At 41.7% G+C, this 13,028-nt stretch carries 11 protein-coding genes and 1 tRNA gene; 4 read left to right on the top strand and 8 right to left on the bottom strand.

The features are described 5' to 3' along the window. The first annotated feature begins 275 nt into the window (after window positions 1–275). Both AC23NW_RS05305 and AC23NW_RS05300 read left to right on the top strand, forming a co-directional pair. A tRNA-Asp gene (locus AC23NW_RS05305) sits at window positions 276–349 on the top strand. A 126-nt stretch (window positions 350–475) separates the two neighbouring features. Continuing rightward, on the top strand, window positions 476–1,237 hold the full coding sequence (locus AC23NW_RS05300; RefSeq protein ID WP_487448158.1) for a DUF6602 domain-containing protein: 762 nt from the start codon (window positions 476–478) through the stop codon (window positions 1,235–1,237). A 198-nt stretch (window positions 1,238–1,435) separates the two neighbouring features. On the opposite strand, the gene AC23NW_RS05295 is transcribed toward AC23NW_RS05300, so the two are convergent. From AC23NW_RS05295 to AC23NW_RS05265, 7 genes are all read right to left on the bottom strand, one after another. Continuing rightward, entirely contained in the window at window positions 1,436–1,615 is a 180-nt protein-coding gene (locus tag AC23NW_RS05295; protein ID WP_487448157.1) for a hypothetical protein, read from the bottom strand. A 41-nt stretch (window positions 1,616–1,656) separates the two neighbouring features. After that, the gene (locus tag AC23NW_RS05290; protein WP_487448156.1) at window positions 1,657–2,769 is read right to left on the bottom strand and encodes an ATP-grasp domain-containing protein; all 1,113 of its coding nucleotides are present in this window, start codon (window positions 2,767–2,769) and stop codon (window positions 1,657–1,659) included. 1,208 nt (window positions 2,770–3,977) lie between these two features. Beyond that, window positions 3,978–6,170, bottom strand: a complete 2,193-nt coding sequence (locus tag AC23NW_RS05285) for a DUF5906 domain-containing protein (RefSeq protein ID WP_487448154.1) — start codon at window positions 6,168–6,170, stop codon at window positions 3,978–3,980. Window positions 6,171–6,281: 111 nt separating this feature from the next. Beyond that, a complete protein-coding gene (locus AC23NW_RS05280) occupies window positions 6,282–6,470 on the bottom strand; it encodes a hypothetical protein (RefSeq protein WP_487448153.1) in 189 nt (62 codons plus the stop codon). A gap of 14 nt (window positions 6,471–6,484) precedes the next feature. Further along, on the bottom strand, window positions 6,485–7,774 hold the full coding sequence (locus AC23NW_RS05275; RefSeq protein ID WP_487448151.1) for a hypothetical protein: 1,290 nt from the start codon (window positions 7,772–7,774) through the stop codon (window positions 6,485–6,487). Window positions 7,775–7,833: 59 nt separating this feature from the next. Continuing rightward, window positions 7,834–8,052 carry a hypothetical protein gene (locus AC23NW_RS05270; protein WP_487448150.1) on the bottom strand — a complete coding sequence of 73 codons (219 nt, stop codon included), beginning with the start codon at window positions 8,050–8,052 and terminating at the stop codon, window positions 7,834–7,836. A 2-nt stretch (window positions 8,053–8,054) separates the two neighbouring features. Next, on the bottom strand, window positions 8,055–8,270 hold the full coding sequence (locus AC23NW_RS05265; protein WP_487448149.1) for a helix-turn-helix domain-containing protein: 216 nt from the start codon (window positions 8,268–8,270) through the stop codon (window positions 8,055–8,057). Between the two features lie 136 nt (window positions 8,271–8,406). On the opposite strand from AC23NW_RS05265, the gene AC23NW_RS05260 reads away from it, so the two are divergent. Further along, entirely contained in the window at window positions 8,407–9,180 is a 774-nt protein-coding gene (locus tag AC23NW_RS05260; RefSeq protein ID WP_487448148.1) for a helix-turn-helix domain-containing protein, read from the top strand. A 224-nt stretch (window positions 9,181–9,404) separates the two neighbouring features. Here AC23NW_RS05260 and AC23NW_RS05255 read toward each other — a convergent pair whose 3' ends face one another. Further along, window positions 9,405–9,941: a hypothetical protein gene (locus AC23NW_RS05255; RefSeq protein WP_487448147.1), complete on the bottom strand. Its 537-nt coding sequence runs from the start codon at window positions 9,939–9,941 to the stop codon at window positions 9,405–9,407. Between the two features lie 260 nt (window positions 9,942–10,201). On the opposite strand from AC23NW_RS05255, the gene AC23NW_RS05250 reads away from it, so the two are divergent. Continuing rightward, window positions 10,202–12,814, top strand: coding sequence for a fibronectin type III domain-containing protein (locus tag AC23NW_RS05250; protein WP_487448146.1), 2,613 nt, complete (start codon window positions 10,202–10,204; stop codon window positions 12,812–12,814). Window positions 12,815–13,028: the final 214 nt, after the last annotated feature.

Raw genomic sequence — 13,028 nt, 5'->3', positions numbered from 1 at the left:
TCAAATTTTTCTGATTGTGCCGCACTTTTTTTGACGTGCAGACAGCCTGCCCGTCCTGTATGCATAACACCCAGTCAAAAAAAGTTGTTATATTTCCAAAAAAAATCTACCTCAAAACCTACTCTAAATCAAGCAGAAGCGTTTTTTACGATTTTTTTTCGCTGTTTTTTTTCAACTTTTTTTGGAGGAGGGCTTGCGTCGTATTGGTTTGCGCTATACTTTTGCACCACGATTTCACCACAACGGCAACGAAAAAATGAAATCGGAAAGCAAACGGTTCGGTAGTTCAGCCGGTTAGAATACCTGCCTGTCACGCAGGGGGTCGCGGGTTCGAGTCCCGTCCGGACCGCTGAAGTAAAGTAAACCCCTCAAAATTTAACGTTTTGAGGGGTTTTTGCTTATATACTGTACCCCATAACTGTACAACAAACACACCTTCTGAAAAGTACTGTTTTATTTTCTTATAACTTCTTCTATGAATCTATCAGAAAAGATCTCCAGGGCAGAAGCACAAATGCTCAGCACTATTGAGGAAATACGTTTAACCTACAAGCACGCAGGTAACAAAGGCACTTCAACTGAAAATATTTTTGCAGACTTTTTGAAACAGTACCTACCTAGAAAATACGAAGTTGGTAATGGGGAAATAATTGATTCGTATGGGAATCATAGTGGACAAACTGATATTGTGATCACCAATCAAGACCATCCTTTTACCTTTACACCTCATAAACCGGGTCTTTTTTTTGTGGAAGGTGTAACAGCTATTGCAGAAGTAAAAACCAATCTTACTAGTGCCCACCTTAAAGCAACTCTTGAAAATGCAGCTCAGTGCAAGAAGCTTACTCCAAAGTATCAAGATGGCGATCAGCTGTATGGTAACCCTGAACACAATAGATTTTATAAAAGTCCTCCTTTTTTTCTTATTGCATATGAATCTCAATTGACTTTGACAAAGGTTCATAGCATTATTTCCGAATACTGTAAAGACAAATCCATCTCATTTGAACAGTGTATCGATGCTGTTTATATATTAAAAAAAGGTTATTTAGTTAATCTAGGTGATGGGAAAGGGCCACTTGCAGGTATGGATGCTGATAGGAGACCTTTAACAGGCTGGCTTCAACATGATACACAAACAGTATTATTCCATCTGTTGGAATTTTTATCGTTATCTATGCCCACTATAGTAAGGTTCAAGCCTATTCTTAAAAACTATATGTTTATGAATCAATAATAGCGATAGATGAATATAAAAGGTAATGCCCTGAAAACAAGGCATTACCTTTTATATTCATCTATCGCTTCTCTTTATTCTCATTTACATATACATTCACAAACACAGTTGGCAGGGGTAATCTTGCATTCAACAAAACCTTGTTCACGTAAACGGATATGTGCTGTGGCTCCCTTGGCTTGCGTCGCTTTTTCATGCCTATTCTTGGTCTTGCCGGTCTGAATATGGCAGGCCAATTACACTCGCATACTCCTTACTTTTCTGCCGGTTGTGATCATAGAAACGCTTTTCATCAGCCGTTAACGCTTCCTTGCGCTTTTTCTTTCCCATGAGCTTTTTCATAAAACTCATGCCTTCTAACTCTCTTTCTGTTGACATTTCCTTTAGCTGTCTGAAATGTTGATGCGATATCCGGCTGGCTACTTCCAGAAAGGAATCCGGTTACGGAGCCAGGTCATATAGGCATGTTCCTGAATATCCAAACCAGTACTTTCCGATTTAGCTTTTAGCCGCTTATACTCATTTAGCTGCCGGGTTTGGGTTTCATCTATGTTTGTGCTTGCGCTGGCCTTTGCTTCCTTCTTTTCCTCTTTTGGCTTTGACTGAGAAGATGACCGTTTACCCGTTTTCTGCTCAATGTGTTTAACCAGGTCGATAAAGTAGTTATGGCCCGTAATGTCGATAATGCCCGTTCCCGGATTACCATTTACTTCCGTCGCATACGTTTTACCCTTCTTTTCCCGGATCAGATCGACGCCGGCAAATTCCAGCTTTACCGCTTTGGCCGCATCAATACACATTTGGGTTTCGTCGTCGGTTAATTCGATTTGACGGCCGCTACCACCTTTTGAGAGGTTCGCCCGGAAATCTCCGTTATTGGCGGTACGTTCCATGGCCACTACTACTTTCTCCCCTACTACAATGGCCCGTATATCGGTTGCCTGTCCGTTTGAACTGGCAAGGGCTTTAATAAACCGCTGAAGCTTAACAGGGATACCAGCCTTTGCAAAGCTCTCTAATGTGGTATTCGTCGAAAGCGGGGTTTCCAGGATCGACACGCCGGAACCCTGAGAGCCTGTTAACTGTTTGGCAACAACCGGCAAACCGCCTGATTTATCGACCAGAAAAGGCACATGATTAGGCCGTATGGCAAAGACCGTAAGCGGAGTTCGTACACCATTAGCACTTAATGCCTGAGTTGTCCAAAGCTTGTCCTGAGCCATTAAAAGTCCTAATGAGGTCTGCGGGCAGTAGATACCCAGATTCTCCGTCAGATGGCGCAGCGTTGAGACGCAAAGAGAGAGCTGATTCCCTATTCGGCTGATTACAGCGTCATAGTTCTGAACTACCAGCCGTTTGGGTGATTCGAGCGCCGATGAGCCGTTATAGATACGGTCATACCCGTTAACGCTCTCAGACGTGAACAGATAGGTATCACGTGCATCAATGGTGTCATAGGTATGCCCACGCTCGTCAAGAGCTTGCTTAAGGTACTTGGATGGTGTACCCGTAACCAGGTTCAATACATGCATAACTGTTATGCCTTTGGCTTTAAATGAATGGGACAAAGCTCACTCCAGTACCATCAAATCTAAAGGACCAATTTGCACAAGCTGAAAAGGATATATGGCTTTTAAAATTGGAAACAATCCGAGTTTTATACTGGAAATTTCCATATATCCGGATGTTGTCCTGCATACTCAAAAGCCGTCAACTCTTCTTTTCAAAGGCTGAGAATCTACCACTAACCGAGCGACAACAGGTCAAAATTTCCTACAGATATTCGGAAAAGGTTTCATTTTCATTTTCCAAAACTGTCAAAGGGCGGGGTCAATCAAGAAAAGGACGGGTCAAAAAAGTTTTAAATAGCAGTTAATAGTTTGATTATTAGCACTTTAAACTTTCAAAACAGTGCAACTTTTTTAAAGATAGTTAATCAACTGATTTTCAGAACTTTATCCATAAAAGGAAATTTCTTGGGGTGAAAACCGATAGAAATGGTGGTATTGGCCGGTTTTCCGGCACTCCAATAAGAAAAAAGGAAATTTCCATCTGCGGGCATCATCAAAACCGGCGGTGGCAGCTGCAATATGCGGTATTCAAAAGCCGGACAAATCACGCAAAAAAAATCTTGCAGCTTCGGTAAGGTAAACAGTAAGCATAACCGGTATCATTACCTGTGTTTCATTGACCATTCTTATACTTTATATAGTTTTCAGGCCTTGTCTGTATGGCTATCTACGGGGGAACCCCTCAAAAAGTTGTTACATTTGTTACATTGTTACACCTGTAACAAGTGTAACAAAATGTAACAAAATGTTTATGCTTTTGTTACACATTCAACAATTTGAATATCAATAATTTAACTACCTATTTTTATTATTTGTAACAAAAGTTTCAAAATTAAGAGTAGTTCAGTCATAAAAACACCGTTTTTTGCTCATTTTCGACTTAACACTTTAAAATTCAACCTATTACATACAAATAAAGACTTCTTTATATATACCCGTTTTTTCGGCCTCTTTTTTATATGGCTGTTTCAACATTTATTACGTTTTGTTACACCTCTGTTTCAAAACTGAAACAAATGCCCATTTTAGGCCATTTTTGGTCGATTTTCAGGTAAAAAAGCCGTCTCTTACACACGAAAAAACGCCTTTCTATTTTTGTACTTTTCTAATTTTTCGGGCATAAAAAAACCGGCATCGCTGCCGGTCGTCAATATTGTACTCTACCTGGGTCAGTAACTGCCGTAATCTGACCGTTTGAACACGTATGGCCGTCCGTTTCTACGCGCGTATAGCGGCTCTTCGGTATGTGACAATTGGTAAGCCCGTAAACTGTAATAATTGTAGCGTCTTTGCCCGTCTGGCACAATCTTGAAGTCACGCTTTAAGCTATTCCGGATGGTCGATTCATCAATGCCATACCGGCTTTTCTCTTTCAGCTCCTGAAACAGATCATTGATCGAAAAGCATAGCTCACGCTCGACCGGGAAAGCGTCAAAGCTATCGGCGAGTAGCTGCCGTAGTTCACGCTCGACCACCGATATATTAGCATCAATGGTATCATGTAGTTCCGGTGTCCTGAACACCTCAAAATCAAAATACATACGGCCTTTCCGTGGATGGTGCAGCTTCCGTTCTTGCAGATAATGAAGAAAAGCGGGTATCTCATCCCGCAGCTTCTCGAGCATATCCGCATCCGCCTTTTCATCGCCACCAGTAAAGGGCTCTATCGTCCGGACAAAGTACCGCGTTTCTCCTTTGCCGATGTATAATGAGGTATTTTCGTTATTGGTAATAAACACAAACTTCCCGATCCAGTCCGTTTCGTACTGCTGCATCCCTTTGGCATTTACCCATACTTTCCCCTGCTCAGTACTCATTTTCTTGATCGCTTCGGAAGTTACTTTTTTGGATAAGGCTGTTTCATCGACAACGATTAATAAACGCTCGACATAGGTGCTGTTAAAGTCTGATTCTAAATCCTGATTACCCAACTTTGAGGCGTTAGACTCAAAAATATCAATCAGCCACTGACCGAACGTTGATTTTCCCGTTCCCCGTTTTTCCGATTGTAGTAAAATAATGGGTAATAACTGGTCTGGTTTTGTGTACAGTAGCTGAATATAATCTAACCCGAAATCAGCTTTATCACGGAAGATATGGTTAACCATTTTCAAACTGTTTTCAATGGTACCGGGCGCCGGTTCATGGCTCAGCTTATGATAGGCATTATAGCAATTAGCAATCTCCTGCTGATAATTTATGTGAGAAGGTACCAGGCAAAAGGCTTCATACTTTTTAATGTGCTTGATCGCCATTACCCCATAATCATCAATAATTGTAGTCTTTGAACGCTTTTCAAGGCATGGTTCAAGCTTACCCGTTTTATCCGGTCGATAAATACGCTTATAGTAAATATCACCAATCCGTACAAACCGGTTAACTTCTTCACTGACAAGCATTTTAGGGTCTTTACCGTCGGATTGGTAATAGTAGCCCATAAACTTGAAAACTTTGTCAGTTATTATGTCTTTATAGCTCTCGAAGAAGGCTTTTACCCCGCTTAGGTGAAAATATCCCTTTAGGGCTGTAAGACTCTTATCAGTGATATTAAGCGTGTAGAAATACTTCGTTTTTTGCTTGAGTGAAATCAGATCTTCTACCACCTTTTTTGAATCATCAGGTAAACTACATAAAAGGTCATCAATACCTTTAGTGGTGAGATCAGTATTAAGGTGAGAGAAATAAACGTCACAATTTATACGCTTCGTATATTCCCGGAAATTCTTAACGGCCGTATAAAATGAATACGGCCGCTTTGCCAGGTCTTTATCCGCTTCATACTCGACGGTTAAACAATCATTATCCAGTAACAATATGACATTTTTAACCTGACAGGTTTGTATGATCGCTGTAATCTCTGTATTGAGGATATTATTGCCATTTTCGTCTTTTTCATGTAAATTATGAATGCCCTGTGAACCAAGGCAATATAAACCGTTCATACAGGCTTTAAAAGCCTTAAACTCTCCTTCCGTAATAACAAGCGTATTTATCTCTTTTTTCTCTGAATAGGCATTCAGAACCATTGGGGGAATAAATACCTGTGTTCCGGCTCCTTTTGGTGTTAAATAACGTGGTAAACCCTTTTTGCATTGCTCCGGATGGTTCCGGGTACGTACATAAGGTAGTTCTTTCTTGCCATTCTTTAAATAGCTTTTTACACCCTGCAAACCGACATATAAAATATCAATTCCGCCTTGTGAGTTTTCAGAAAATAACGGTACTTGTCTGGCCAAATAATCATCTAAAAAATCAAATTCGGCCGTAACCGTGTTTAATTCATCGGAAATACCTAATTCTGCCATCCTGGCAGAAAAATAGGTTTGATTAACATTGTTTTTAATTAATTTTTGCGTTTTCATCTTTAGCTGTTAAAAAATCTTCGTTATTTGCGTTGTAATCATTTTACTTAGCGTTAAAGAGTAAAGCAGAATATCAGGAAAGCCCCGCCAATAATGACGGGGCTTCTTTTTTTACAGTCTTTCAGCGTTTAGCTTCTCCGTTATTTCTCGTTCAGTAATTACGCGTCTTAGCTGGCATAATTCAAGGGTCAGACGGGCATTTAGGGCCAATAGTTCAATTATCAACCCCTTGATTTCCAGACTTGTATTAGACAGACCATCAACAGCTAAAACTACAGTGGTAAATTGTTCCTCACTCATAGGGGTATCACGATTTAAGCGGCTTTGTCTTCTGACTGATTACCGTCTATTTGTCCATTGCCAAAAATCTGCTTAAACTTGACAATAATCGGTTCTCTACGACGGCTGTAATAGTGTTGCTCTGTCATTGTTGCCGTTGTATGACCCATCATAGTAGCCATTTCATTCAGCGTAAAGCCCATATCTTCCACATATCGGGTAAATGTCTTCCGCCCTATATGGGTAGTTATTACCTCTTTAATTCCGGCTGAAATACAGATAATTTTCAGCCATTGATTTGCTTTCTGATTGGATATGCCTGGTAATAAATTACCGGATAATAAACACCGTTTATCTTTAGCATACTTTTCGAAAATGGCCATTGCATCAGGAAAAACAGGAACAAAAGCCGATATTCCTTTATCACGGTTTTTTACTCTTGGCTTAAGCAAACATTTTACACCCTGGAAGTAAAAAAAGTGACTAGGCGTTAGTTCTGAAATATCTGCATAGGCAAAACCGGTGTAACATTGAGCAAGAAATATATCACGGACTAAAATGGCGGAAGGATCAGTTAACTCTAATTTCCGAATGGCTGTTAATTGTTCCTCAGATAGTACAACCGGGTCTTTTTTATATTTCTTTAAGCGAATGTGCTGTAAGACATTTCGGTCAGCCCATTCATTGGCAACGGCATAGTTCACAGCAGATTTCACATACTGAAAAAGCTTTAAGGTATAATTATGTGATAGCTGTTTTTCGCCTTTGAAAAACAATAATAAATCATACTGTATTGCTGGCTTAAGATCTTCTATTCTATCTGTCTTTAAGTACTTTTTGAAGAACTCTTTAAGCAGGCTTGTAAAACGCGTATAGCGTTGAAGAGTACAAGCCATTATATTATTTGCGGCTTGCATTTTCTCATATAAAGCCAAATAAGCGTCCAGTACTTCACTCATACTGGGACCATCAACTTCATGTCCACGCCTGCCAACTGCGATCCCGTATATAGTGCGGGCATCTATTCTTTTACCCAGTATATCCCTCTCTGTAAAGGCCTGAAAGCAAGCATCCCGTAGACCTTGTAGTTTACGGCTTGCTAATGGATTACCCTTAATTACCATCGCTTTACGGTCGAAGTCATCAGGATTGGCGGGCATTCTGATACCGGTCGATACAACCAGCTCCGTTTTATTGGCCCGAATCCTGAACCGGATCGTTCTGGTACGTTTACGGGGACTTAATGCGCAAAGGCTGAAAGAATTAGCCTTTAAACGTAGGGTGCCATTAGCTAAAGCACGTTCGATTTTTCTTAAATTTGTCATATTAATTTGAATTTGAATTAGTAAAGCCCTTCGGTCGTGTACCGATGGGCTTTCTTGTTTTATATGAGTTCAGTTATTTTAATTTGAAAGAAGTCAGCTACTCTTCTGGCTTCTTCAAGCGTAAGAGCTTCACTTCCAGACAGAAGGCTTTCAAAGCGTGGTTCAGGAATTTCTATGTGTGTGTAAAAATCTTCTCTCTCTTTGGGCTTCATCTTTCCGCCTCGAGAGGACAAGTACGATGCAAATACCTGTGCTAACTTTACAGATGGGTTAAACATGGTTAGATCAGGTCAGTAACATTAATCTGAAAAAATTTAGCTAACTCTCTGATTTCGTCAGTAGTAGGTGATTTCTCCCCCCGTAGGAGTTGAGCAAATCGCTTACGATTAATGCCAATTCTTTCATAAAACTGACTATTTGGGCGTATCATCATACCTACCCTCTGTTGATACGCATCATAAGCCGATGCAATAGGTGTTCTTGCTTCTGTTCTCATATACTTTGTGATCATTTACCAGACAAATATATCGGTACGTGATGAATAAAAACAAATTTTGATGAATATTTTTGGTCATATTGTATTAATCTATATTCTCTATAATTAATTACTATTGCACAAACAATCAGTTACTATGATGGATATATCAGAAAATATTAAAATCATTAGGGAAGGCCGCAAGGTCAAACAAAGTGATTTAGCACGTTCTTTGGGTATAGAACCTACCAATTATCCGCGTTTGGAGAAAAGAGGTAATAAACTCAGTATAGAACAGCTTAATGCAATAGCAGATGGTCTAGGAGTTTCGCTGCTGGAACTGATCACAGGAGGTAAGCCTTTGAATGGGCTTGATAATGACGGTAAGACAATATCAACTTACCAAGCAGAAAGCGCAATTGAATGCTCTGAGTTAAAGAAAAGAATTAAAGAGCTAGAAGCTCTTAATAGGGCAAACGAGAGGTATATCGACGTGGTTATCAGCACCCTAAACAATCACTTTAACTCAGCTTTCCACAGTATAGCCGAACGCTATGACATAGGAGAGCTTGAAAAGATAGAAGATGAAGAGTTAGACAGATTAGCCATGCTAGATTCTAAAGATTCACCTAATGGCGAAGTCGTAACTTACGATTCGTATGAACGGAAATATAAAGAGAAGGATTATAACGAAATAATCGACAGAGCTTTTCATTCTGATAATGAGCTATATAGGCTACTCGTAAGTATATCAGAATTAAATGTTGTAACAGAGCCTAATCCTTTCTTAAATGCCCTTCGGAAGAACAGGAAAGAGTCTTTTGGCTTAGTCAGGATTTACCAAGATAGGTATGACAGTTCAAGAGCCTCTAAAAGCACTTGGGATACATTTAGGGGTGACACAGAGAAGAAGGGGCCCCCAGAAAATTAAGTTTTTGATCTATTCAGAGTGCAAATTAGGGTACAATTAAATAAAGCAATCATGTAAAATAAAGACTAAAATGCTGAATTATAGACATTTAACTCTAAAATTCAGCGATCCCGTCCGGACCGCAAAAAGCCTCAAAACATTCGTTTTGAGGCTTTTTTGTTTCAATACACCCCAAAAAGGGGACAAAGAAGATTCCGGATGCGGCAAAGCTCCTCCTAGCAGGCTCACGCAAAGGGGCCGGGTTGTGGTATTTGTGGCAGCGTCAGGTTAAACGAGTGCTGCACCCCGTTGCGGACCCGCTTATAGATGTGCATCAGACTGTCCTCCGTAACATCTTCCTCCGAAAGATCGTAGCGGTCCACCCATGCACGCAGCACTTCGGCGTCGGGCTGACACCGCCGGTCGTTAGCGGCCAGCAGCTGCACCAGCTCGTTGTTCATCGTGTGGATGACAAGCCGGTTAAAGATGCCCACCTCCAGCTGATTGAGCAGCATGCAGCGCCTTGAGTGATGACGGTGTTCAATCATGACCGGCAGCAGCTCACTGTAGACGGGTTCGTAGTAAATCCGCCGGTGACTGCGCCGCTGACGGCCGACCACAACCGCCTTTTTTTCGATCTGGCACAGCAGCCAGACCATCGAGCCGAACGGGGGGGTATCCACGTGGGCCACAAGGGGATTGCCCTCCAGTTTTACGCTGAGAAATTTGCGCACACGCGGCAGTACGGGTACCGTGTAGTGCAGGGAAGTGTTAGCTGTCATGAATGGGGAATATAGTCATAATATAACGAAAACAGCCGGCACTTCCAATGTGTTCGCGTACAAATCACACAAATAACGCGCCAGTGATACCGGCAACCCTGCATTTTATCAAACCGAACGGTACCATGCAGTTTACTCAGCTACCGGCTCTTGTCACAGTTACAAACAGCTTTAACCAATATATTAGCAGGATTTTCACTTACTTTTGCAGGATTTTTCAATTCAATTCCACTCGTAAACACATCCAATAATTCCGGTTTATGCATTCACAACCAGTTACTATCTCATTAAAGCATCATCTACTCATCCGCTTTTTCCACCTGAATGCCTTTTTGCTACTACTGATCACTTATCCGCTTTTGGGACAAACCCAACAGGTTATTTCCGGAACTGACAACCCTACGCTTTACGAAAAAGCATCCGTCAGTTCTACTAGTGATCATAGCACGTTCAGTATTACTATTGCTCCAAATAATTTAACAGGTGATAGCCTGCAGGCTGAAACTGCTTATTTGGCTTGCGACCTGACAACAGGCTTGTCAGAAGATGTTGGCTCCTATAAGGCAACTCTTAAATGGAATCATTTCAACACCAGATCTTATAATATACAGTGGAGAGCCGTTGGAACAACTGACTGGCAAACAACATCGGGCGTTTGCTGTTCAGAATTTACTATTTATAACCTGGAGAAAGGGCGTACTTATGAATGGCAAATCCAGAAATATTGCTACGACGTTACACTTTCAGACTTCACTCCGTCAAGACAATTTACCACAACCTGCAGCGCGACAAACATAATTTACGGAGAATCACCTACAAGTAATACTATTAAACTACAATGGACAGGGAACAGGTATTATACCTATAACCTTCGCTATAGGCCCACCACCAACCCGTCAAACTGGTCAGTCATAACAGGTATTGAGGCCCCAAATCCGGAGAATGTATATACGCTCAAAAATCTTACAGGTTACACTACTTACGAGATACAGCTACAGACTGCCTGTGACCGGAATGATGTTTCTACATTTACATCCAGCTATACTACGACTACATCTTGCCGTATACCCAGTGTTTTAGAGGTTTCATCTTCTTTAAATCAGGCAACCTTTTACTGGATAGCAGAACCGGATGTAAAGTATTCAATATTTTATCGGTCCGGCAACAGTGCCCCCTTTTTATCTATAAGCAATTTAACTACATCGCCATTTAACCTGACAGGCCTATCACCTAATCAGTTGTATCAAAGTTTTATTCAAATCAACTGCTCAGATAGTTCTTCAGCAAGAACCAACTTTGTAAATTTTTCAACCATCTGTAAGGCGCCAAGCTACGGATATCAAAAAAAAACATTCGTGATCGCCTGGCAGTCATTAGGAAGTGGCCTGCTATACGAAGTGCAGTATCGTCAGTCAGGGCAAAGCACCTGGACCAATAGCATGACAACTACAGTAGCAGAAACAAGCCTTCCTGGCCTTAACCCAAACACGCAGTATGAGTGGCGTGTCAGAGTACAATGTAACCGTCAGACTTCATCAGATTGGTCCCAGGTCTTTACCATGCGAACCGGTTCATGTAATCCTCCTGTGAGCCTGAATGCTTATTTCGTTGAAGGTGGTGCCACGGTTTTGGACTGGAACACGTGGGAAGATGAAAAGTACATACTACAATGGCGATCTCAGGGCCAGTCAGAGTGGGTTACTGATACTATAGAGGGTGACCATTATTACCTGACAGGCTTAATGGCTGGCAAGACCTATGAATGGCGTGTAGCATCCCGCTGTGGCAGGGATATGATTTCTGCTTTTTCTACCATTAGAACGTTTACTACCGAATGTTCTAATAGGTTTTTACCCATCGGCATCTCTTATGCGACTAATAATGATGCAGAAATATACTGGTCAGGTCTTCCCGGAGTAAGGTATCAAATCCACTGGCGTAAACGTGGTACAAATGACTGGAATGTATCAAAGTACGTATCACCAGGTTACATAGGTGACGCTTTTTATAAACTCTCAGGCCTCTCTCCGAATACCGCTTACGAAGCAAGGGTTCAGGCATTTTGCTCCGATGGCAGCACTTCATCCTTCTCAGAGACACAAACGTTTGTGACACAATGCGGCTACATTGGCTATGCAAGAGAATTAGTTAAAACCCCCACAAGTATAAGCATCTGGTGGGGAGGTCCGGAAACCGGAACAAGTTATACAATACGGTGGGGACGGTCTATGTTCAGTCAATCCTGGAGCGGCAGTGCAACCGTCAATACTAATAGGTATACGATCAAAGGACTCAGTCCTTTTAAGACTTATGCTATTGAAGTTAAGTTTGACTGCTCCGGTAGCCAACCCTTTTATCTAACCACAGACACAAATACGGAATGCGGCTTTTTTAAACCTGCCAATACAATCAGCTCGCTGTCGTCTACCTCATTAGCCATGACGCTTAGCGATAGTGCCATAGGTTTTGATACAAAAATTTATTATTTATCATTAAATCGCTCACGATCTGACGCACAACCGATATCTATCAAAAAAGCACCCACGGCCAGCATTTCCGGCTTAACACCAAATGATATGTATCTGGTCCAGCTACTCCCTGACAGATCCGGTTGCCAGGAACTTCAAAGTATCGTTTATGTGCTGCCTCCTTCCTTAACCCGTTCTGCAACCATTTACTCGGTTGCCAACGGTAACTGGGATAATCCCGATACCTGGTCAGCCCGCAGAATACCGGACAAAACAGATACTGTCGGCATACGGCATACGGTCACCATACCGGACAACACCACGGGAACGGCAGAGTACATTCTCTATTATAAAGCCGGCAGAATCATTCAGAAATCCGGTGCCCGGCTACAAACCGGATATTAAGTAATACTTTCCTGAAGCCGTTTTGTATAACGGCTTCAGGAAAGTATGCTTTGTTAGCCCGGCACTGCTTTACCGGCTGGCGGTACTTTTCTTATGCACTCTTTTAGGTAGCGCGGGAAATACCCGTTCAATCGCGCGGGCAGCTTCAGCCGGCGTGGCGTAGGCCCTTGTCTTATAGCAGACCACCGTGAGGTGGTTCGATTTAGCAGCACAC

The organism is Arsenicibacter sp. R0_47 (genome assembly GCF_057652235.1).
This window is presented reverse-complemented; position numbering and strand designations above follow the sequence as displayed.

Excerpts from the sequence above, each read along its gene's own strand:
- AC23NW_RS05260 (WP_487448148.1), top strand. The coding sequence starts at position 8,407 with ATGATGGATATATCAGAAAATATTAAAATCATTAGGGAAGGCCGCAAG.
- AC23NW_RS05285 (WP_487448154.1), bottom strand. The coding sequence starts at position 6,170 with ATGAAAACGCAAAAATTAATTAAAAACAATGTTAATCAAACCTATTTT.
- AC23NW_RS05270 (WP_487448150.1), bottom strand. The coding sequence starts at position 8,052 with ATGTTTAACCCATCTGTAAAGTTAGCACAGGTATTTGCATCGTACTTG.
- AC23NW_RS05265 (WP_487448149.1), bottom strand. The coding sequence starts at position 8,270 with ATGAGAACAGAAGCAAGAACACCTATTGCATCGGCTTATGATGCGTAT.
- AC23NW_RS05250 (WP_487448146.1), top strand. The coding sequence starts at position 10,202 with ATGCATTCACAACCAGTTACTATCTCATTAAAGCATCATCTACTCATC.
- AC23NW_RS05255 (WP_487448147.1), bottom strand. The coding sequence starts at position 9,941 with ATGACAGCTAACACTTCCCTGCACTACACGGTACCCGTACTGCCGCGT.
- AC23NW_RS05295 (WP_487448157.1), bottom strand. The coding sequence starts at position 1,615 with ATGTCAACAGAAAGAGAGTTAGAAGGCATGAGTTTTATGAAAAAGCTC.
- AC23NW_RS05280 (WP_487448153.1), bottom strand. The coding sequence starts at position 6,470 with ATGAGTGAGGAACAATTTACCACTGTAGTTTTAGCTGTTGATGGTCTG.
- AC23NW_RS05275 (WP_487448151.1), bottom strand. The coding sequence starts at position 7,774 with ATGACAAATTTAAGAAAAATCGAACGTGCTTTAGCTAATGGCACCCTA.
- AC23NW_RS05290 (WP_487448156.1), bottom strand. The coding sequence starts at position 2,769 with ATGCATGTATTGAACCTGGTTACGGGTACACCATCCAAGTACCTTAAG.
- AC23NW_RS05300 (WP_487448158.1), top strand. The coding sequence starts at position 476 with ATGAATCTATCAGAAAAGATCTCCAGGGCAGAAGCACAAATGCTCAGC.